Genomic DNA, 20,810 nt, shown 5'->3' with positions numbered 1-20,810 from the left:
CAGCCAGCGGCAGCCGACCATGACATCCAGACCCGCCACACCGCCACCGCGCAAGGCCAAGCCAGCGGTCGAGAAGGCCGTGCTGCACCCTCGTAACCGCCATACCGGGCGCTATGACTTTCCGGCGCTGATAGCGGGCAGCCCCGAGTTGGCGAGGTTCGTCATTCTCAATCCCTACGGCAAGCAAAGCATCAATTTTGCCGATCCGGAGGCAGTCCGCGTCTTCAATCGCGCACTGCTCAAACAGTTCTACGGAATCGTGCACTGGGATATACCGCCGGGTTACCTGTGCCCGCCGATACCAGGCCGGGCCGACTATCTGCACGGTCTGGCCGACTTGCTGGCTGACGAAAACGCTGGTGAGATTCCGCGCGGCGCAAGCATTCACGCACTGGACATCGGCACCGGCGCCAACTGCATTTACCCGTTGATCGGTCTGCGCGAATACGGCTGGCGTTTTACCGGGTCCGATATCGACGCAACGGCGCTGGCTTCGGCCCGTACCATCGTCACCGCGAACAAGCTCGGCAAGAGCATTGAACTGCGCGCGCAGCAGCACCCTCGCCACGTATTTGAGATTCTGCTGCAGGCCGACGATCGCTTCGACGTCACACTCTGCAATCCACCCTTCCATGCCTCGCAAGCAGAAGCCAGCAGTGGCAGCCAGCGAAAGTGGCGCAACCTTGGCAAGCTCGACCCCAAGCGCAAACTGCCCGCGCTTAACTTCGGCGGTCAGGCAGCGGAACTCTGGTGTGAAGGTGGAGAGGCAGCATTTATCGCGCTGCTGGCGGAAGAAAGTCGTGGCGTGAGCCAACAAGTCTGCTGGTTCAGCACGCTGGTTTCGAAAGCGAGCAACGTGCAGGCTCTACAGGCTCGGCTCAAGAAGCTTGGCGCCCAACAAGTACGCGTATGCGAAATGTCCCAGGGGCAAAAGCGCAGCCGCTTCGTGGCCTGGACCTACCTCGATAATGAACAGCGCGCGAAGTGGCGGAGTGATCACTGGTGAGTCGCAAGTAGGGCTGATCGCTTTCCGAATGATCAGCTGAGCAACTTACTTCAGACGGCAATATCCCAGCGCTGGCGATCTTTCAGGGCCAGCGTCTGGATATACCTCGGCTCCCCGTTGATTTCTTCCAGCTCGGTCATCCCGGCGAGTTCGCCGACGACGCGATAGCGCTTGCCGACGCGTTTGTCCTGCAGCGGATAGAGCTGGGCAATCTGTTGGGCGAGTTCGGTAAGAGTGGACATGGTTCGGTAGCTCCAGATAACTGCATGCCGCAGCTTTTTACAGGCCTTAAGTTACGATTCAACGACAACCTTCCTTCGTCTCGCCTGTTGGAGCCATCCGTTGCGCAATTGATTCCCTAACAGAAGCAAAAACTACCCGAACGATTGATCAACAGATCCCTACACCCAGTTGCAACAGTGCCAGGCCACCCTGCTGCCAGCCCCACCAGGCCGCGACCAAAAGCAGCGACGCCAACATGGCGCCGCATGCCCATAACCAGCCGCGGCGCATCAGGCCATACCTGCCGCCAAGCGCACACGCTCGACCGGCTGCTCACGAATCGGCCAGTTGAGTGCTGCAGCCATCAGGCTCAGCGCGATGGAAATCTGCCAGACCAGGTCGTAACTGCCAGTCGTGTCATAGACCCAGCCGCCCAGCCAGCCACCGAAGAACGAACCGATCTGGTGGAACAGAAACACGATGCCGCCCAACATCGACAAATTGCGCACGCCAAACAGCGTAGCGACCGTGCCGTTGGTCAAGGGCACGGTAGAGAGCCACAACAGCCCCATGGCGATGCCGAAGGCATAGGCGGTCCACAGCGTCAGCGGTGCAAAGAAAAACGCGCTGATTACCACGGCCCGAGCCAGATAAAGCGCCGTCAGCAATTTCGGCTTCGAATAACAACCGCCCAGCCAGCCCGCCGTGTAGGTGCCGATAATGTTAAACAGTCCAACCAGTGCCAGAACGGTCGTGCCGGCCATCGCAGGCAGCTGCTTGTCGACCAGATAGGCCGGCAAGTGAATACCGATGAACACCACCTGAAACCCGCAGACAAAGAAACCCAGCGCCAGCAGCCGGAAGCCGGAATGGCTGACCGCTTCACGCAGCGCCTCCATCAGCGTTTGCTGCGGGCCGGTCACCGGCGCTGCTGGTCCGCTGCGCAGCATCAGCGCCAGCGGCATGATCAGCGCCACCAGCAAGCCCAGCGCCAGCAAGGCCGACGACCAGCCCAACCAGCCAATCAGACCAAGCGTGCCAGGCAGCATGGCAAACTGCCCGAACGAACCCGCTGCGCTGGCAATACCCATCGCCATGCTGCGTTTTTCGACCGGCACCGCGCGCCCGACTGCACCAAGGATCACGGAAAAGGAGGTTCCGGAAAGCCCCAGTCCGATCAGCAGGCCAGCGCTGAGTGACAACGAAACCGGCGAATCCGCGCCCGCCATCAGCAACAGGCCGACCGCGTAGAGCACACCACCGAGCAGCACTGCACGTGCCACACCAAAACGGTCCGCCAGCGCGCCGGTGACCGGCTGCGCCAGGCCCCAGATCAGATTCTGCAAGGCAATGGCAAACGCAAAGGTTTCACGCCCCCAGCCGAATTCGGCGCTCATCGGTGGCAGAAAAAGGCCGAACCCATGCCGGATCCCCAAGGAAAGAGCAAGGATCAAGGAGCCGCCCAGCAGGATCCAGGTACTGTTGCGCCAAATCGCATTCATCGCTGACACACTTTGCAAAAATCGAGGGGGATTCATCTTACTCGCAACCACCCCGTCATCCACCTCCCCTTTTTACTCAGTGAACGACGAGTGGCGGGTTTGCTCGGGTAAACTGCCGCCTGTCTGCCTTTCCCGACGCGAGTACCCCATGCCGATTCGCCACTGCATCGTTCACCTGATCGAAAAAAAGCCGGACGGCACGCCTGCCGTTCTCCATGCCCGCGACTCGGAGCTGGGCGATTCTCAGGCCATCGAGAACCTGCTGGCCGATCTCAACGAGAGCTACAACGCCAAGCAGGGCAAGGCCTGGGGCTTCTTCCATGAGGAATCCGGTGCCTACCCCTTCAGCGGCTGGCTCGCGCAGTACATGGAAGGCAATCAGGACTTCACCGCGTTCAGCCGCCAGGCGGTCGAGCATCTGCAGAAGCTGATGGAGGAGTCCAACCTGTCAACCGGCGGCCACGTGCTGTTCGCTCACTACCAGCAAGGTATGACCGATTACCTGGCCATCGCCCTGCTGCATCACAGCAATGGCGTGACCGTGACCGACGCACTGGATGTGGCCGAAGCCAGACACCTCGACCTGGGGCAACTGCATCTGGCGACACGCATCAACATCTCCGAGTGGAAGAACAACAAGCAGTCCAGGCAGTACATCTCCTTCATCAAGGGCAAGAACGGCAAGAAGGTGTCCGAGTACTTCCGCGACTTCATCGGTTGCCAGGAAGGCGTCGACGGCCCGGGCGAAACGCGCACGCTTCTCAAGGCCTTCAGCGATTACGTCGAGAGCGAAGACCTGCCCGACGAAAAGGCACGTGAGAAAACCAGCGCACTGGTGGGTTACGCCAGCAGTCAGGCCAAGATCGGCGAACCTATGTCACTGGAAGAATTGTCCGGAGTCATCGACGAGGAGCGGCCGCGCGCCTTCTACGACCACATCCGCAACAAGGACTATGGCCTTTCGCCGGAGATTCCCGCTGACAAGCGCACCCTGAACCAGTTTCAGCGGTTCACCGGGCGTGCCGAGGGGCTGTCGATCAGCTTCGAATCACACCTGCTGGGCTCGAAAGTCGAGTACGACGAAGCCCGCGACATGTTGATCATCCGCAACCTGCCGACGCAGCTGACCGATCAACTCAAGCGCCGCAAGGGATAAGGCGCCGGGCAGCGACGCCTGTTCAGGTCGGAGACTGCTGAAGCTCTGGGCCAAGCCCGCGCAAGGCACTCTCGCTACGAAAATCTGCCTTCCCGCTGGAATGAAACGGCCATCTGCCAGTCAGATGGCTGCTTATCGCTGCCGCAACCCCCCGCTCTATCCGTAACGGCTAAGGAATCACAATGGATTGGCTTCACCTGATTATTCTGTCCCTGGTGCAGGGCATTACCGAATTTCTCCCGATTTCCTCTTCCGCCCACCTGATCCTTCCTTCGCAAGTGCTTGGATGGCCCGACCAGGGCCAGGCATTCGACGTTGCGGTGCACGTCGGCACATTGCTCGCAGTATTGATCTGCTTCCGTCACGAAGTGATCGCGACCACCCGCGGCTGGCTGGCGCATGTATTCCGTCGGCAGGTCAGTGCCGAAAGCCGTCTGGGTTGGGCGATCATCATTGGCACCCTGCCAGCCGGAATCATCGGCTTGCTGCTGGAAGACTATATCGAGCAGTACACCCGTTCGATGCTGTTCATTGCGGCAACGACCATCATCTTTGGCCTGCTGCTGTGGTACGCCGACGTCAAGGGCCGACGTGTCGCCGAAATGGACCAGCTGACCTGGAAGAGCGCACTGATCATCGGCTTTGCCCAGGCGCTGGCGCTGATTCCCGGTACATCGCGCTCGGGTATCACCATGACTGCGGCCCTGTTGCTCGGCTTCACCCGGCAGACTGCTGCACGCTTCTCCTTTCTGCTGTCGATACCGCTGATTCTCGCCGCAGGCGGCCTGAAAGCGGTCGAACTGGCTCAGTCAGGTGAAGCTGCGCCGTGGAATGACATTTTCATCGGGGCAGCACTGTCGTTCATAGCCGCTTTCCTTTGCATCAAGCTGTTCCTCAAGGCGCTCGACGCGCTGGGCATGCTGCCTTTCGTGATCTATCGCCTGCTGCTGGGCGTGACACTGCTGTTCATCGCCCTCTGACTAGCGTCGATGGAGGCCCGCGCAACGCATGTGCGCGGGCCCGATACATCAACGCGCGTCGATGCGATAACCCATACGCGGGAAATGCACATGCACGACGCCAGCACGCTCATCCTCACGTCGCAGAATCAACTCTTCCACGCCAGCGAAGACCAGCTCACCCTCGACAGGATCGGTGCCGTAGTCCACTGCGGAGATGGTCACGGCCTGGCCTGCTTCGAACCCGTTGGGTTCAGAGAATGGCTCATCCGGGAGATCGGCCGGCGTTGCCTCGCGGGCGATAGCGACGGCGTCTTCGGCTGACAGCTCGGACAGCGAGCCGTGCCCCACCGCCAGCACCTTACCCAACCACTCTGCTACGTCCGGATAGGCGTCAATCAGCGGCGCCGTCACCGGTGTGCCCTTGAGGAACCAGAGGCAATGGGCGACGGAGAAATCAGCCACGCAGGGTGCGCTGCCAAGCAGAAACTCTCCGTTACCACGCGCCAGTTGCTGTTGCAGGCGCGCCATCAGGACCGGCCAATGGCTCTTCGCCTGCTCCAGTGGAACCCGAGCCGCCGAGCCGCTGCTGAACAACGCAGCGCGGTCCTTGCTGAACACCTCGATGAACGCCTTGGGCACTTGAGCGAAACGCATCGCCATCGACTCGGGCTGAAACACCAGGCTGACGGCATGCAGAAACAGCACCGAGTCAGCCCACTGCGCCAGCGTAGCCGCGACGAACTCCTGTCCTTCCGGAAACAGCGCAGGTGTAGCTTTCTCGGCCTCCAGACGACGTGCAATCAATGCGGTGTCGCAATAGATGTCCGCGCCAATCTGCAGCACCGGCGTCCGCCGATAGCCACCTGTCAGCGCGGTCAGATCCGGTTTTGGCATCACCGGAGGAATTTGCACCGAGCGCCAGGAAAGCTGCTTGAAACCCAGCATCAGTCGCGCTTTTTCGGCAAAGGGCGAGGTTGGATAGTGGTGCAGGATCACTTCGTGCATTGCAGGCTCCGCCAGTCGTTAGGTAAACCGGCAGCTTACTCGCGCCAACGGAGGCAGCCTACCCGTTCAGCTGATTGCCTGGACATTCACCGGATCGCTACCGGACTGAGCAGAGACCAGTGCCTCTTTGGCGGGTTTCTTCATTTGTTTGATGGCGCGCTCACGCCGAAGTGCATCGCCCTTGCTGCCAAGCCTTTCGACATAGACCAGCGCCACCGCGGGGCTGGAGTGAAAGAACCGCGCTCCTCGCCCACCCTGATGAGCCGCGAAGCGGCGCCGTGCGTCGTCACTTATCCCGCAATAGAGCGAGCCGTTGGCGGCGCGTACCAGATAGACGAACCAGGGTTTGATAGCAGCGGTGCTCATGCAGCAGGCTCTTGAAAAGACGGTTGGATTCTCCTGCGCAAAACCCGTCAGGACAAGGCCGCTCTAGCGAAACGAACATCCGCAAGCGCACCGCTTGTCGTCTCGACTTCATCGCGTTTGAACGCTGCAGCAATGTTCCGACACAGTTTGCGTATGCGTGCGACCAGCAGCCAAGCCGCTAGCTTCGAGAAGTGTCGCTTCGCTTAGCAAAGTCCGTCGATCCTGTCGAGATATGGTGGCGGTTCGCCTTTGCGTATACTGCGACGATGTTTGCCCACACTGCATTCCGCAAACGCTGCGCCTCCTGGTTGCTGGCGGCCGGACTCTTCCTGATGCTCAGCAGCTGCGCTGAACCGCCCAGCGCGCTTGAGCGAATAAAGGAGGAAGGTGTACTGCGCGTGATCACCCGCAACAGCCCGTCCACCTATTTCCAGGATCGCAACGGCGAAGCCGGTTTCGAGTATGAGCTGGTCAAGCGCTTTGCCAGCCATCTCGGCGTCAAACTGCAGATCGAAACAGCCGACAGCATCGAAGACATCTTCACCCGCCTAAACCGCCCTGGCGGCCCGACACTGGCCGCCGCCGGGCTGGTGGCCAGCGAAGGGCGCAAGGACCTGGCGCGCTTCACCCAACCCTACCTGGACGTCACCACTCAGGTGGTCTATCGCCGAGGGCAGCGTCGTCCGACTCAACCCGAAGACCTGGTTGGCAAACGTATTCTGGTGCTCAAGGGCAGCAGTCAGGCGGAAAAGCTCAAAGCTCTACAGAGCGAGTTTCCCGATCTGCGCTACGAAGAATCGGATGCGGTGGAAGTGGTCGACCTGCTGCGCATGGTCGATGAGGGCCAGGTGGACCTGACGCTGGTCGAGTCCAATGAACTGGCACTGAATCAAGTGTACTTCACCAATGCCCGAGCAGCTTTCGATCTTGGCGAGCAGAGCAGCCTGGCTTGGATCGTTGGCAAGGGCGAAGACAACAGCGTGCTCGAAGCAGCCAACCAGTTTCTCACCCAGGCGCAGGAGAACGGAACCCTGCAGCGCCTACGTGAACGCTATTACGGTCACGTCGACGTGCTCGGCTACGTTGGCGCCTATGCCTTTGCCAAGCACCTGCAGCAACGTCTACCGCGCTATGAGAAGGTGTTTCGCGAAACCGCCAAGGAACATGGCGTCGACTGGCGTCTGCTCGCCGCCATCGGCTATCAGGAGTCTCACTGGCAGCCCGAAGCTACCTCGAAAACCGGCGTACGCGGCTTGATGATGCTAACGCTCAACACGGCCAAGGCCATGGGCGTAAACAATCGGCTCGACCCGGTTCAAAGCATCCAGGGCGGTGGCAAATACATCGCCCGGGTTCATGCCAATCTGCCTGACAGCATCAAGGAGCCGGACCGCACCTGGTTCGCGCTGGCGGCTTACAACGTCGGCGGCGGTCATCTGGAAGATGCGCGCAAACTGGCCGAAAGCGAAGGTCTGGACCCGAACAAGTGGCTCGACGTGAAACAGATGCTGCCAAGGCTGGCACAGAAACAGTGGTACACCAAGACGCGCTATGGATACGCGCGCGGTGGCGAGCCGGTGCATTTCGTAGCCAACATCCGCCGCTACTACGACATCCTGACCTGGGTAACCCAGCCGCAGATGGAAGGCCAGCAACTGGTCAACAACGAGATCCACGTTCCGGGCATCAACTCCACCGATCTCGGTGAGATTCTTCCGCCGCTCTGATCCTTGCGGCCCGGCCCCTCAGCCCCTTCCAATCGGTGCGAAGCTGCCTGCGGTGTGCTCGGCCAACACCTCAGCCGCCAACTCCACCTCCACCCCTCGCCGTCCGGCGCTGACATAGATGCTCGGTTGTGCTTGCGCCGAAACGTCGATGAAGGTGCGTAGCCGCTTCTTCTGGCCCAGCGGGCTGATGCCACCTACCAGATAGCCGGTCGCACGTTGCGCTGCCACAGGATCGGCCATGTCGACCTTCTTGACCTTGGCGGCCTGCGCCAGCGCCTTGAGATCAAGCGAGCCGGCAACCGGCACGACAGCGACAAGAAGCTCGTTCTTTTCGCTGCACGCGAGCAGCGTCTTGAACACTCTCGCCGCCTCGAGACCGAGCTTCTCCGCGGCCTCGAGGCCGTAGGATGCCGATTTCGGGTCATGTTCGTAACTGTGGATGCGGTGCTCGGCCTTGGCCTTTTTCAGCAGATCGATAGCGGGCGTCATGGCAAAAGGATTCGTCGAGGAAAGGCCGCTACATTAGCCAAAACCCAACGGCCCGCACAGCGTGCGGGCCGAAGCTACTGCAGCACCTACCGGCCGTTAGGCCGACCGGATCTACCCTCAAACCAGCGGTCAGGCCACCTTGGCCCGGTTCGCGGTCCGCAACTGGCGAGCCGCCGCGACCATGTTGACCAGCGCCGCTTCGGTTTCCGCCCATCCGCGGGTTTTCAGGCCGCAGTCGGGGTTGACCCAGAGCCGCTCTGCCGGGATTCGCTCGCTGGCCTTCTGCAGCAGTTGCACCATCTCTGCTGTGTCTGGCACCCGTGGCGAGTGGATGTCGTACACGCCGGGACCGATGTCGTTGGGGTAGTCGAAGGCGCGAAATGCTTCCAGCAACTCCATTTGCGAGCGCGAGGTCTCGATGGTGATGACGTCGGCGTCCATGGCGGCGATCGCCTCGATCACATCATTGAACTCGCTGTAGCACATGTGAGTATGAATCTGGGTTTCGTCGCGTACCCCACTGGCGCACAGGCGGAACGCATCGACTGCCCAGTCCAGGTAGTGCCCCCATTGGGACCGGCGCAACGGCAAGCCTTCGCGAAAGGCCGCTTCGTCGATCTGGACGATCTTGATGCCCGCCGCCTCCAGGTCACAGACCTCGTCACGGATCGCCAGCGCCAGCTGCCGGGCCTGCTGCTCGCGGGTGAGATCCTCGCGAGTGAATGACCACATCAGCATGGTCACCGGGCCTGTCAGCATGCCTTTCATGACCTTGCTGGTCTGCTGCTGAGCGTAGCGAATCCATTCCACCGTCATCGCTGTCGGGCGGCTCAGATCGCCGTAGATCACGGCTGGTTTCACGCAGCGCGAGCCGTAGCTCTGCACCCAACCGAAACGGGTGAAGGCATAGCCATCCAGTTGCTCGGCGAAGTACTCGACCATGTCGTTGCGCTCGGCCTCGCCATGCACCAGCACGTCCAGTCCCAATTGCTCCTGGACGGCGACCGCGTGGCGAATCTCGGCATGCATCGCCTCGGTGTAGTCGGTCAGCGCCAGCTTGCCCTGTTTGAAGGCCTGACGCGCCAGGCGGATCGCCGGAGTTTGCGGGAACGAGCCAATGGTGGTCGTGGGGAATGCCGGAAGATTCAGCCGGGCGCGCTGCTTTTCGATACGGCTTTCAAAGCCTGACTGCCGCTGGCTGTGTCTGGGCTTGATCGCGGCCAACCGCGCTTGTACCTCGGGTTTATGGATCCGGCTGGACAGTGCGCGGCTCGCCTGCACCTCGCGGCTTTGCTGCAGCGCTGACTGTACCAGGGCGTCATCAGGCTGATTGACCGCACGCGCCAGCACCGCGACCTCGGCACATTTCTGCACGGCGAATGCCAGCCAGCTCTTCAGTTCGGCGTCCAGTTGGTCTTCGCGCGCAAGGTCCACCGGCGCATGCAGCAGCGAGCAGGACGGCGCGACCCAGAGCCGCTCACCCAGCCGTTCTGCAGCGTGGCGGAGCACGTTCAAGGCTTTATCCAGATCGCAACGCCATACGTTTCGTCCATTGACTAGGCCGAGAGACAGGATTTTGTAGGCGGGCAGTCGATCCAGAATGACCGGGTACTGGTCAGGTGCCCGCACCAGATCGATATGCAGGCCATCGACCGGCAACGCTGCGGCCAAGCCGAGGTTGTCCTCCAGTCCACCAAAATAGGTCGCGACCAGCTTCTTCAACGGCGCGCGCTGCAACTGGTTGTAGGCTCGTTCGAAGGCGTTCTTCCAGTCCTGAGGCAAGTCGAGCACCAGGATAGGCTCGTCGATCTGCACCCACTCGACACCCAGCGCGGCGAGTCGCTCCAGCACTTCTCCATAGACTGGAAGCAGGCGTTCGAGCAGCGCCAGCTTGTCGAACGCCTCACCCTTGGCCTTGCCCAGCCAGAGATACGTCAGCGGCCCGATCAGCACCGGCTTGACCGCATGCCCCAGCGCTTTGGCCTCTTCGACTTCTTCGAACAGCTGTTCCCAGGACAACTGGAAGGTCTGATCGACGCTGAATTCAGGGACCAGATAGTGATAGTTGGTATCGAACCATTTGGTCATCTCCTGCGCCTGGCCACCACCGCAGCATGCGTGGGTAACACCCCGCGCCATGGCGAACAAGGTATCCAAGGTAGGCTGGCCATCGGCAGGACGAAAGCGCTCAGGCACAACGCCAAACATCAGTGAGTGCGTCAGAACCTGGTCGTACCAGGCGAAATCGCCAGCCGGTAGCAGTTCGATGCCGGCATTGGCCTGCAGCTGCCAATGGGCGGCGCGCAATTCCCTGCCGACCTGGCGCAGCTCGGCCTCGCTGAGATCACCCTTCCAATACGCTTCAAGCGCCTTCTTCAATTCTCGGTCGGCACCAATACGTGGGAAGCCCAGGGAATGCGCAACAGCCATGACGATCTCCAGTTCGTTCGTTTTCGATGAGCGGATTGTGATGTCCGGACAGCGATGAAACAAACTCACGCATCTCTTGATCATCAGTAGATATTTTCATGTTCCTTGCTAGTGCGACTCTTTTCAGGCGTACAGACCCGCCCTCTGCATTCGGTACGTCGCGGCATCCTGAATATCAACGAAAGGAACTTGAGATGGGTTTGATAGCGACGCCGCTTTGCACACTGATTCGTGCGTACCCTTCAAACGCCAACTATTGACGTGCCGGCTCGACAAGAGTCGGCGCGCTGGGACACACTTCGCCGCCACGATGAGAGCGGCTCAAGTCAACCGTCCTCACCGCCCAGTTAAAACCCAGGCTCGCCAACGAAACAGCAGGAAGTCCCCAGCATGCTGGAAATCCGCCACCTGAAGACCCTTCATGCACTGCGCGAAACCGACAGCTTGGTAGAGGCCGCCGAGCGGCTGCATCTGACCCAGTCGGCGCTGTCCCATCAGTTCAAGGAACTGGAGGAACGGTTGGGTTTGCAGCTGTTTGTCCGTAAGACGCGGCCGGTGCGTTTCACCAGCGCCGGGTTGCGTCTGTTGCAGCTGGCCGACAGCTTGCTGCCGCAGCTGCGCAGTGCCGAGCGGGACCTGGCCCGGCTGGCTGGCGGCACCGCAGGACGCCTGCACATGGCAATCGAATGCCACAGCTGCTTCCAGTGGCTGATGCCAACCATCGACCAGTTCCGCGATGCCTGGCCGGAAGTCGAGCTGGACCTGGCCTCGGGGTTTTCCTTCGCGCCGCTGCCAGCCCTGGCGCGCGGTGATCTGGATCTGGTGGTGACGTCCGATCCAGTCGACCTGCCGGGCATCACCTATGTGCCGCTGTTCACCTACGAAGCGCTGCTCGCCGTCGCCAACCAGCACGTGCTCGCGTCCCGCCCGTTCGTACGCGCCGAAGACCTGGCCAGCGAAACCCTGATCACTTATCCGGTGGAGCGAGATCGTCTGGACATCTTCACCCGCTTTCTCGAGCCGGCCGACGTCGAACCGGCGCAGGTGCGGACGTCCGAACTCACCGTGATGATGATGCAGCTGGTGGCCTCCGGTCGCGGCGTATGCTGCGTGCCGAACTGGGCATTGCATGAATACAGCACGCGCGGTTATGTCACGGCCAAACGCCTGGGTGAAAAAGGCTTGTTTGCCACTCTTTATGCGGGCATCCGCGCTGACATGCTGGACTCACCGTTCATGCGCGATTTTCTTTTGACCGCCAAGGACACCTCCTTCTCGACCCTCGAAGGGGTCAGCGCCGCGTCGAAGACCAAATAGATTATTCCTGCCGATACGGCAGCGCATCGCGCGCTGTCTCGGCATAGCGCATCACGCCCAGCCGCTCCTGCTGAAGGAACTCGCTGACCGCAGCACGCAACCCCGGATGGACCAGATAGTGCCAGGAGCGGGTAATCACCGGCTCGAAACCACGTATCAGCTTGTGTTCACCCTGGGCGCCGGCATCGAAACGTGACAAACCGCTGGCGATCGCCTGATCGATCCCTTGGTAAAAGCAGGTTTCGAAGTGCAGGCGATCGAACTCCGCCAGGCTGCCCCAATAACGACCGTAGAGCTCGCCAGCGCCGATCAGGCTGAACGCCATGGCCACCGGTCGTCCGCCCTGTCGGGCAAGTACCAAGCGGATTGCCTCGGGCATCCGCTCGGCCAGCAGACTGAAGAATTCCCGAGTCAGATACGGCGCCTGGCCACGCACGTGGTAGGTATTGGCGTAGCAGGCGTAGACGAAGTCCCACTCCTGTTCGCTGACCTGGTGGCCCTCGCGCCACTCGAACTCAATCCCCTGCCCCGCCACCTGCTCACGCTCTTTGCGCAGCTGCTTGCGCTTGCGCGAGGTGAGGCCGTCGAGGAAATCCTGGAAATCCCGATAGCCGCGATTGTGCCAGTGAAACTGGCAACCGATGCGCTCAAGCCAGCCGTCCCGGTTATCAAAGACCGCATCAGCATCCGGCTCGGTGAAGTTCACGTGCAGGCTCGAATAGCCCCCTTCGGCCAAACCGGCGGAGAGCTGATCCAGCAACTGACCACCCGCCACACGGTTACCCAGCAAGCGCGCGCCGGTCACCGGTGAAAAGGGCACCGCACAGAGCAGCTTGGGGTAGTAGTCGATTCCAGCACGGTGGCAGGCGTCAGCCCAGGCCCAATCGAATACGTATTCGCCACTGGAATGGAGCTTGCGGTAGAGCGGCAGCGCGGCCACCAACGCACCCTGGGCATCGCTGAGTATTTGATGCATGGGACGCCAGCCGCTGCGCCCACCGACACTGCCGCTGTCTTCTAACGCGGACAGAAAGGCATGCCGGAGGAAGGGCTGCGGATCTCTACCAAGCAGGGCATCCCAGCGAGCGGGATCGATATCAGCAAGGCGGGACAGGGTTTGAATAGGCATGCGCGCCAGTCTGGCCTGTAACCGAGACGAAAAAAAGCCCCGCCGAAGCGAGGCTGAATCAGGCACCAGAAGAGAATCAGCGGTTAGAACACGTACTGAGCGCGGAAGACCAGGCCATCACCGTCGTCATCGCCGTTGGCGTTCTCGGTATTGTCGACCTTGGCTTTGACGTAGTAGCCGCTGAGCTTGACGTTGTCATTGGCGTACCAGTTCAAACCCAGGTTGTGCACCTTGCCTTCGACGTCGTTCGTTGCAACCAGACCGACGTTGTCATCCTCAGCTTCGATGTGGTCGTAACGGTAGAAGACTTCCCAGGCACCGATCTGCTTGTTGGCAGGCTTCAGCTGGTCGAAACGGCCCAGCTTGTAGCCGCGGGCTTCGCCGGTCAGGGTGTAGGCGACCTGTGCGTAGTAACCCTTCGCCTCCACATCTTCAAAGGCAGCGGAATCGGAGTCCATTTCGCGTGTGATGTACTCACCCTGTACCGACAGCGGGCCCATGGCCCAGGCGGCTTCCAGACCAAAAGCGGTGTCGTCCCCGTAGGAACCAGCCGGTGCGTTGTTGGCGCCACCCAACAGCAGGCGGTTGCCGTTGGTGCCGGCATCGTTGCCACCGGCGGTGCTCACGCCACGCATGCCCAAGCGGCTGCGAATGCGCCCGTCAACAGCGGTGTCATCCAGGCTGCGCTGGGCAAAGTTCACGCCCAGGTGCAGCACATTGCCCGCCTCGTGCATCGGCGCAAACACGCCGCGAACGTTGACCTGCTTGACGCTTTCACCGTCCACGTCGTTCTGGTCCTTGGCGTGCAGGCCCACCGAGCCGTACAGCGACGAGCCTGCCGTGCCGTTTACCTGGATACCCAGACCGTTCTGGTGACCATTGGCCCAGTCAACCAGATCGTAAGCGGCGTTACGCTCCTGCGCCGTCACCCACTTTGAGCTGGTGGCTTTTTCCAGACCGAAGTCAGGGTCGAAACGGCCCATCTTGATGTTGACCGGGTTGAAGCCGGAATACTGAATGGACGCCTCGTCCCAGTAGCCGTCTTCGCTGCTGCCGGCGTTGTGAGCGAAGTCGTAGTTGAACTGGTATTTCCAATCCTCGAAGGCTACACCGCCGATTTCGAGGAAGGCGCGGCGGAAGTACGCCGCATCAGCATTGTCACCGTTCTGGGTGTAGAAGCCGTCGAAGGTGCTGTAGTCGGCCTGCAGACGGCCACCGATCTTGAAGCTGAATTGCTTGTCCGTCGTGGCGACTTCCAGGCCACCCTTGGTCTTGACTACGATGTCAGCGCCGTCAGTGGTAACGGTACCGGCGAAAGCCTGGGCGGAAACGGCCAGAGCGAGGGCGCTGGCGGCGAAACCGGCGAAGTGCTTACGGATCATCGAAAATTCCCCTTTTGGTTTAGCGTTGGAAAACACACAGCTAGTGGCTCTTTGTGTTGCCGGCATCTTGGCCAGCACGTGTGTCATCCAGGTGGCTGTTCCATAAAGGTTTTATGACAACGGGAACTTAAAAACGCCGTTCTTATCGCCGCTTATCGAGACTACGGTTGCTCATCCCTCCATCAAGTGGCAGGTACAAAAAAGGCGGACCGAAGTCCGCCTTTTGCTTCAGGGGTTAGCGTGAATCAGCGCTTGCGCAGGATCACGCTACCGATGGAGTAGCCCGCGCCAAACGAGCTGAGCACGCCAAGGGTGCCAGCCGGCAGGTCATCCTGATGCTTGTGAAAGGCGATTACCGAACCCGCCGAACTGGTGTTGGCGTAGGTGTCGAGAATGACGGGCGCCTCTTCCGGGCTGGCGTCGCGGCCAAGCAGCTTGCGCACAATCAGGTGGTTCATGTTGAGGTTGGCCTGGTGCAGCCAGAAGCGCTTGACCTCGCCGACCTCGATTTCATTTTCCTTCAGGTGCTCACCGATCAGCTCAGCCACCATCGGGCAGACTTCCTTGAATACCTTGCGCCCTTCCTGAACGAACAGCTTGTCCGGGTTGGTCATGTATTCCTCGGCAGTGCGGTTGAGGAAGCCGAAGTTGTTGCGGATGTTGTTGGAGTATTCGGTCGCCAGCTTGGTGCTGACAACGTCCCACTGATATTGCGAAGTGGCTTGATCGGCGCGCTCGACGATAACGGCCGTGCAGGCGTCGCCGAAGATGAAATGGCTGTCCCGGTCACGGAAGTTCATGTGCCCGGTGCAGATCTCCGGGTTGACCATCAGCACCGCGCGCGCCTGCCCCAGCTGAACCGAGTTGGCGGCATTCTGGATACCGAAGGTTGCCGAAGAACAGGCCACGTTCATGTCGAAGCCGAACCCCTTGATACCGAGTGCAGCCTGCACTTCGATGGCCACGGCCGGATAGGCGCGCTGCAGGTTGGAACAGGCAACGATCACACCATCAATGTCGGCTGCGGTTTTGCCTGCGCGCTCAAGCGCCTGCTGGGCGGCCTTGACCGACATCTCGCAGAGGATGGACCACTCGTCGTTGCTGCGCTCGGGAATGCGCGGAACCATGCGATCCGCATCGAGGATGCCGGCCTTGTCAGTGACGAAGCGGCTCTTGATGCCCGACGCCTTCTCGATGAATGCCGAGCTGGATTCCGGCATCGGCTGTACTTCACCCGCTTCGATTGCCGCGGCGTTCTCATCGTTGAAACGGCGCGAGTAGGTGTTGAAAGACTCAACCAGCTCGTCGTTGGAAATGCTCTGGGCAGGGGTGTAAAGGCCGGTACCGCTGATGACGACGTTATGCACAGTCGTTCCTCTCGAATATTGGCTGATCATAGTCGGGCGCCGGAACAGGAGCGAAGCCGGCCAGCGCCGATGCGATCGTTCATGCCGCGTCTGTTTATATGGCGGCTATTGTGCACGAAAACCGAACAGAATCTGCAGCTCAGCGCGTAAAAGCAGACAAAGGTTGACGATGTGCAGCGAGGGTTGCCACACAGCGGCAATGTCCACCGTGGCCCGCTGGCTCCAGGCTTTCGGGTATTCTTGCACGCCCTCATTCCAGGACTGCGCCCCGATGAAAGAGCCACTCGCCGAACTGATAAGTCTGATCAGCTCAGGCTGCATGAGCGAAGACGAGATCAACCGGCTCGCCGACGAAGCGGCTCAGGCCTATGCCGATCCCCAGGCCTTTCTGCAGGCGAACCCGGACATCATCTACGACGATGACTTTCCCATTCCGCTGGGCGAATGGATGATCGTCGGCAGCCTGCCGGACACCGTATTGTTCCAGGCCGACGATTATCAGGCGCTGTTCGAGCAGATCGTCGGGTCATTCGGGCCGGATGTGAATTTCGTGCTCAAGTCAAAGCAGCTGGCGAAAACCGAGCCGCTCAAGGCACTCAACCGTATCCAGACCCAACTCAGCAGTCTCTACCCGGAAAAAGGCGGCTATGTGCTGGTGGATTTCAGCGAGCCACTGGACGACGAACTGCAAGCGGTGCTCGTCTACACCTGCGATATCGAGCGAGTCATGGCGCTGGCGGTGGAGGTGGGCATCTATGCAGCCCCGGCACTTGCGGCCCGGCAAGCAGAAAGCGAAGACTGACTCAGCGCCGGCGCAGCGGCTCGAGCAAGCCGGACAGGCCGTTGTGGTCGATCTCCTGCATCAGCGCCAACAGCTGGCCGAGATCCCCGGGCGGAAAACCGACCCGGGCGAACCAATTCAGGTAGTTACCCGGCAGATCCGCAATCAGCCGTCCCTTGTATTTGCCGTACGGCATCGTCTGGGTCACCAGACGTTCCAGGTCTTCAGGTTTCATTGCAGCGCTACCGGCGGACGGGCCGCAGATACTGCCATAGCCATTGTGGCCGTGCAGCTTTCGGCCCGTGCCGCACATTTGCGCGGCCTGTCGGTCGGATAGAAACGCAGCCCTCCCGCACCGGCCAATCGCTTGCGAAATGACGCGTCCCGCGCCGCTGCGCCAAAACCATAACGCCGAGGAGATCAAGATGACGGAACAACCGAGCCCCAAGCCCGAACTGGACGAGGCCGCACTCGCGTTCGCTGAACAGGTTTTCGAAAGCGCCCGTACCGGCGACACTCAGCGTCTGGCTGACCTGCTCGGTCGCGGCTTGCCGGCCAACATTCGCAACCACAACGGCGACAGTCTGTTGATGCTCACCAGCTACCACGGCCATCTCGACGCCTCCCGCGTGCTGCTGGAAAACGGTGGCGATCCCCAGCTGCGCAACGACAAGGGCCAGAGCCCGCTGGCCGGCGCCGCCTTCAAGGGCAACCTGGAGATGACCCGCCTGCTGCTAGACCACGGCGCCGACGTCGAAAGCGCGACACCCGACGGCAAGACCGCACTGATGATGGCTGCCATGTTCAATCGCGCCGAAATTGTAGAGCTGCTGCTGGCGCGCGGAGCAGACCCGAGACGCGCCGACATGAACGGCGTTACGGCCCTGACCGCTGCGCAGTCCATGGGTGCGCAGGACACTCCAGAACTGCTAACCGAAGCTCTCGCTGGCTGCAACTGAGGTTCAGCTGCGCAGGCTCTGGACGGCAGCCCTCCCTAATGCGCTGGCTCAGAAACGTCATGGCAAATTCCGGCTTTTGGTCCAGCGAAAAGTCGGCCATAAATACAGAAACAGCGGCGCGCCAGCGATCAGATAGAAGTAGTAGGTCACAAATCGCCAGATCAGGATCGCCGCCGCGGCCGTCGACTTCCCCACGAACGGCGCAAGCAAGGCTGCGGAAGCGAGTTCGGCGCTGCCCGCACCGCCCGGTAGCAGGCTCAGCTGCCCAGCCGTCAAGGCCAGCATCTGCAAGATAAACGTCCAGGCCCAGGCCAGGGATTTGCCCAGGCCCAGCAAGGTGAGATAGAGCACGCTATAGCGCAGCAACCAATGCAGCGTCGTCAGGACGAATACGCTTAGCAGGATCGACAGGGGCAATCTGAAACACTCAAGCACGGCATTGCGAAAACTCAGCGCCTTCTTGGCCCAGCTGCGCTGCCGGGCGCCCTTCACGCCGAGCCGGCTGATCAACCAGCCATTGAGCAGAAACACCTGCCGGTGAAAGCGTCCGAGCAACGCCAGCAGCACCATCAGGCCGATCAGCAACGCCGCACTGACGCCCAATAGACTGGCGATATAGGTATTCAGCGAATGGGTGACCGCATAGATGAGCACACCCACCAGCGCACACGCAAAAAACAGCAGGTCGGTGAGCTGCTCAACGGCATAGGTGGCGGTGCCCTTGGCGGGCGGCACGCCATGGCGCAGCAGCAACGCCATCATGGTCAACGGGCCGCCCGCGCCGCCGGGGGTGGCACAGATGGCAAATTCCGTGGCGATCACGATGCCCACCGCTCGGTGCTGACCCAGACGTCGAGGGCCGACGAGCAGCCGCAGCCGTAGCGCGTTCAAGTACCAGCCAACAACGATCATGCCCAGCATCAGCAACAGCAACCCCGGTGGAAAGCTGCGCAACCGTTCGAGCAAACCGCTGCCGCCGAGCAGAATCGGCACCAGTGCCGCCACCACTAAAGCGCCAGCGAGCAACCACCAGCGGCGATTCATGCCGCGGCGCTCGAGGCCAGTATGTGTCGATCAAGCCAGTCAATCTTTGTCACCGGCTTGTGTCCGTCCGCCAAAAGCCGAGTCAGCAGGTCCAGCCAGTATTGCCGCGAGAACCCATGCCGCATGTCCACCGGATGCAACCCGAGCCGCAACACCGGCGACTGCTGATGCCGCTTGAGCATCCGCTCGCTAACCAGCCGTGACATCCCGCGGCGCCAAGCGCTTCGAGCGCTCCAGACCAGCCCCGGCGCGTCTACGGATTGATAGTTGGGCAGCAAGTAGAAGTGGCCTGGATCGCTGGTATAGGTCAGCCCGGTTGCCGCCAAGGCTTGCCGAGCACCCGGCCCCAAAAGCCAGGCAGGTGCCACGAAACCATGAAGGGGCCACTGGTGGCGCTGAAACAGCTCAATACCGCGCTGCAAACGCCTGGCGGACTCCTCGCGACTGAGCGGGTAGAACTCGCCTTCATGGGTAAAGACGCGGCGCATGAACCAGTCTCGTGGCGTGCGTGGCGAGGGGGCTTCATCTGCGTGGTAGAAACCATGCAGGATGAGCTCATCGCCACGTGCAAGCCGCCCGTCCAGCAGGCGTCGAAAATCAACATGATCGTCGAGCCGGTTGCGACGGTGAAAATCCGGCACCACAAGCCAGCAGATCGGTATCTGACCCAGCGCGTCGACCGCTTCGACGAAGGGCCGGTAATCGGGCCAGGTCTCGGGCGCCACGTCATGCAGCACCAGCATCAGGCTACGGTCAGCCATGCACGGCAACCGGCAGTTCAGCGGTGCCCAACACGGCGTGATAATGCGCCAGCAATCCGGCTACCACCGCATCCCATGCGTGATGCGCCTCGACATGCTGACGGGCCTGCATCCCCAGCAGACGTGGGTCGTCCTCGAATAACTCCCGGACGGTCTGCGCCATCGCTGGAGCGTCCAAAGGGCGACATAACCGACCGGTATGGAAGGGCACCAGTTCTGGTAGTGCGCCGGCGCGTGCCGCAATCACCGGTATCCCACTGGCCATGGCTTCAAGCGCCACCAGACCGAAAGTCTCCTGATTTCCGGCGTGCAGCAGCACGTCACTGCTGGCCATGTAGCGCGCTACGTCCGCCGCCGGGCAAAAACGATCGATCACCGACACGTTGGGCGGCACGCGATGGGGCATGCCGGAACCGACCAGCAGCAGATGGTAGGGCTCACCTAGCCGCCGTGCGGTCTCCAGCAGAACACCGAGGTTCTTTTCGCGCGACCCGCGCCCAGCGAAGATCATCAACCGAGTACCGTCGGCAAGACCCAGCTCGCGGCGCACCTGCGGATCGCGCAGGCTTGGCCGAAAGGTGTCCAGATCCACGCCCAACGGCTGCACATAGACGTTCTCGACCCCGAGCGACGTCAGCTTTTGCGCCATTACCTGGCTTGGCGCAAGCACCCGGTCGAAGCTGCTGTACAGCCGCGACACATAGCCATTCAAGTTGGTGCCCAGCCACCCGCCGATGCGGTTACTCACCAACAAAGGAAGATCCGAGTGGTAGAAGCCGATCACCGGCACGTCCAGGCGTCGCCCGGCGTCCAGAGCCGCCCAGGCAGTCATATAGGGGTCCCCGACTTCGATCACGTCGGGACGAAGGGAGCGCAGTTGATTACGCCAGGGAGCGCGCCGTACAGGAAACCGATACCCCCTACCAAAAGGCAGTGCAGGCGCCGGTATCTGATAGATGCCGGCGCTGTGGCTATAGCGCTCACCCGGAACGAGGATGCTGTGGCGGACTCCCGCATACTGCTGCAGCCGGCGGTGCTTGGCCTCGAGATAAGTACGAACGCCGCCACTGGCGGGGGCATAGAACATGGTCATGTCGGCGATGTGCAAAGCGGAGCGTCTCCAATAAGTCTCGATGCAAAACCTTCGGAGCCGGGTCCGTTAGCCGTAATCTGCTGCCGTTTGGCGGGGCGCAGCCAGACCACCG

Annotated in this window: 21 protein-coding genes; 7 read left to right on the top strand and 14 right to left on the bottom strand. The window is 61.1% G+C overall.

What is annotated here, in order from left to right:
* Window positions 1-19 precede the first annotated feature (19 nt).
* Window positions 20-1,006: a 23S rRNA (adenine(1618)-N(6))-methyltransferase RlmF gene (gene rlmF, locus CXK96_RS07735; protein ID WP_102835887.1), complete on the top strand. Its 987-nt coding sequence runs from the start codon at window positions 20-22 to the stop codon at window positions 1,004-1,006.
* 50 nt (window positions 1,007-1,056) lie between these two features.
* On the opposite strand, the gene CXK96_RS07730 is transcribed toward rlmF, so the two are convergent.
* Together CXK96_RS07730 and CXK96_RS07725 are read right to left on the bottom strand one after the other, a co-directional pair.
* Window positions 1,057-1,248: a hypothetical protein gene (locus tag CXK96_RS07730; RefSeq protein WP_045425197.1), complete on the bottom strand. Its 192-nt coding sequence runs from the start codon at window positions 1,246-1,248 to the stop codon at window positions 1,057-1,059.
* A gap of 270 nt (window positions 1,249-1,518) precedes the next feature.
* Complete coding sequence (locus CXK96_RS07725; protein WP_102835886.1) at window positions 1,519-2,730, bottom strand: MFS transporter; 1,212 nt, start codon at window positions 2,728-2,730, stop codon at window positions 1,519-1,521.
* A gap of 148 nt (window positions 2,731-2,878) precedes the next feature.
* Between CXK96_RS07725 and yejK the strand changes: the two genes are divergently transcribed.
* Both yejK and CXK96_RS07715 read left to right on the top strand, forming a co-directional pair.
* On the top strand, window positions 2,879-3,886 hold the full coding sequence (gene yejK, locus CXK96_RS07720; RefSeq protein ID WP_102835885.1) for a nucleoid-associated protein YejK: 1,008 nt from the start codon (window positions 2,879-2,881) through the stop codon (window positions 3,884-3,886).
* 182 nt (window positions 3,887-4,068) lie between these two features.
* Window positions 4,069-4,866 (top strand): undecaprenyl-diphosphate phosphatase, encoded by a 798-nt coding sequence (locus CXK96_RS07715; protein ID WP_102835884.1) that lies wholly within the window; start codon window positions 4,069-4,071, stop codon window positions 4,864-4,866.
* 48 nt (window positions 4,867-4,914) lie between these two features.
* On the opposite strand, the gene CXK96_RS07710 is transcribed toward CXK96_RS07715, so the two are convergent.
* Window positions 4,915-5,853, bottom strand: a complete 939-nt coding sequence (locus tag CXK96_RS07710; RefSeq protein ID WP_102835883.1) for a glutathione S-transferase family protein — start codon at window positions 5,851-5,853, stop codon at window positions 4,915-4,917.
* A 66-nt stretch (window positions 5,854-5,919) separates the two neighbouring features.
* Window positions 5,920-6,219, bottom strand: coding sequence for a GIY-YIG nuclease family protein (locus CXK96_RS07705; protein WP_102835882.1), 300 nt, complete (start codon window positions 6,217-6,219; stop codon window positions 5,920-5,922).
* 266 nt (window positions 6,220-6,485) lie between these two features.
* Between CXK96_RS07705 and mltF the strand changes: the two genes are divergently transcribed.
* Entirely contained in the window at window positions 6,486-7,946 is a 1,461-nt protein-coding gene (gene mltF, locus CXK96_RS07700; RefSeq protein ID WP_102835881.1) for a membrane-bound lytic murein transglycosylase MltF, read from the top strand.
* 18 nt (window positions 7,947-7,964) lie between these two features.
* Here mltF and ybaK read toward each other — a convergent pair whose 3' ends face one another.
* Both ybaK and metE read right to left on the bottom strand, forming a co-directional pair.
* Window positions 7,965-8,435: a Cys-tRNA(Pro) deacylase gene (gene ybaK / locus CXK96_RS07695; protein WP_102835880.1), complete on the bottom strand. Its 471-nt coding sequence runs from the start codon at window positions 8,433-8,435 to the stop codon at window positions 7,965-7,967.
* Window positions 8,436-8,564: 129 nt separating this feature from the next.
* The gene (metE, locus tag CXK96_RS07690; RefSeq protein WP_102835879.1) at window positions 8,565-10,865 is read right to left on the bottom strand and encodes a 5-methyltetrahydropteroyltriglutamate--homocysteine S-methyltransferase; all 2,301 of its coding nucleotides are present in this window, start codon (window positions 10,863-10,865) and stop codon (window positions 8,565-8,567) included.
* 390 nt (window positions 10,866-11,255) lie between these two features.
* Between metE and metR the strand changes: the two genes are divergently transcribed.
* Entirely contained in the window at window positions 11,256-12,182 is a 927-nt protein-coding gene (gene metR, locus CXK96_RS07685; protein WP_102835878.1) for a transcriptional regulator MetR, read from the top strand.
* Between the two features lies 1 nt (window position 12,183).
* Here the strand turns inward: metR and CXK96_RS07680 are convergent, their stop codons facing one another.
* The 4 genes from CXK96_RS07680 to CXK96_RS20740 form a co-directional block, all read right to left on the bottom strand.
* Entirely contained in the window at window positions 12,184-13,311 is a 1,128-nt protein-coding gene (locus tag CXK96_RS07680; protein ID WP_102835877.1) for a GNAT family N-acetyltransferase, read from the bottom strand.
* A gap of 83 nt (window positions 13,312-13,394) precedes the next feature.
* Entirely contained in the window at window positions 13,395-14,693 is a 1,299-nt protein-coding gene (locus tag CXK96_RS07675) for an OprO/OprP family phosphate-selective porin (RefSeq protein ID WP_102835876.1), read from the bottom strand.
* A gap of 245 nt (window positions 14,694-14,938) precedes the next feature.
* On the bottom strand, window positions 14,939-16,060 hold the full coding sequence (locus tag CXK96_RS07670; protein ID WP_102835875.1) for a beta-ketoacyl-ACP synthase III: 1,122 nt from the start codon (window positions 16,058-16,060) through the stop codon (window positions 14,939-14,941).
* A 105-nt stretch (window positions 16,061-16,165) separates the two neighbouring features.
* Complete coding sequence (locus CXK96_RS20740) at window positions 16,166-16,306, bottom strand: hypothetical protein (protein WP_180981503.1); 141 nt, start codon at window positions 16,304-16,306, stop codon at window positions 16,166-16,168.
* Window positions 16,307-16,331: 25 nt separating this feature from the next.
* On the opposite strand from CXK96_RS20740, the gene CXK96_RS07665 reads away from it, so the two are divergent.
* Window positions 16,332-16,862: a hypothetical protein gene (locus CXK96_RS07665; protein WP_102835874.1), complete on the top strand. Its 531-nt coding sequence runs from the start codon at window positions 16,332-16,334 to the stop codon at window positions 16,860-16,862.
* A gap of 1 nt (window position 16,863) precedes the next feature.
* Here CXK96_RS07665 and CXK96_RS07660 read toward each other — a convergent pair whose 3' ends face one another.
* Window positions 16,864-17,076, bottom strand: coding sequence for a DUF3820 family protein (locus tag CXK96_RS07660; protein ID WP_102835996.1), 213 nt, complete (start codon window positions 17,074-17,076; stop codon window positions 16,864-16,866).
* Window positions 17,077-17,266: 190 nt separating this feature from the next.
* Here CXK96_RS07660 and CXK96_RS07655 point away from each other — a divergent pair, with 190 nt between their 5' ends.
* Window positions 17,267-17,800 (top strand): ankyrin repeat domain-containing protein, encoded by a 534-nt coding sequence (locus CXK96_RS07655; RefSeq protein WP_102835995.1) that lies wholly within the window; start codon window positions 17,267-17,269, stop codon window positions 17,798-17,800.
* A gap of 57 nt (window positions 17,801-17,857) precedes the next feature.
* Here CXK96_RS07655 and CXK96_RS07650 read toward each other — a convergent pair whose 3' ends face one another.
* From CXK96_RS07650 to CXK96_RS07640, 3 genes are read right to left on the bottom strand one after another with little or no spacing between them, the layout of a single operon-like run.
* On the bottom strand, window positions 17,858-18,844 hold the full coding sequence (locus CXK96_RS07650; RefSeq protein WP_102835873.1) for a lysylphosphatidylglycerol synthase transmembrane domain-containing protein: 987 nt from the start codon (window positions 18,842-18,844) through the stop codon (window positions 17,858-17,860).
* On the bottom strand, window positions 18,841-19,605 hold the full coding sequence (locus CXK96_RS07645; protein WP_102835872.1) for a DUF2334 domain-containing protein: 765 nt from the start codon (window positions 19,603-19,605) through the stop codon (window positions 18,841-18,843). The genes CXK96_RS07650 and CXK96_RS07645 overlap by 4 nt, the downstream gene beginning before the upstream one ends.
* The gene (locus CXK96_RS07640) at window positions 19,598-20,713 is read right to left on the bottom strand and encodes a glycosyltransferase family 4 protein (RefSeq protein ID WP_102835871.1); all 1,116 of its coding nucleotides are present in this window, start codon (window positions 20,711-20,713) and stop codon (window positions 19,598-19,600) included. Before CXK96_RS07640 ends, CXK96_RS07645 begins: the two co-directional genes overlap by 8 nt.
* Between the last annotated feature and the right edge of the window lie 97 nt (window positions 20,714-20,810).

It is taken from the genome of Stutzerimonas stutzeri, assembly GCF_002890895.1.
GTDB lineage: Bacteria > Pseudomonadota > Gammaproteobacteria > Pseudomonadales > Pseudomonadaceae > Stutzerimonas > Stutzerimonas stutzeri_AB.
Note: the sequence above shows the minus strand (reverse complement) of the source record. Positions and strands in the feature narration are given on the sequence as shown.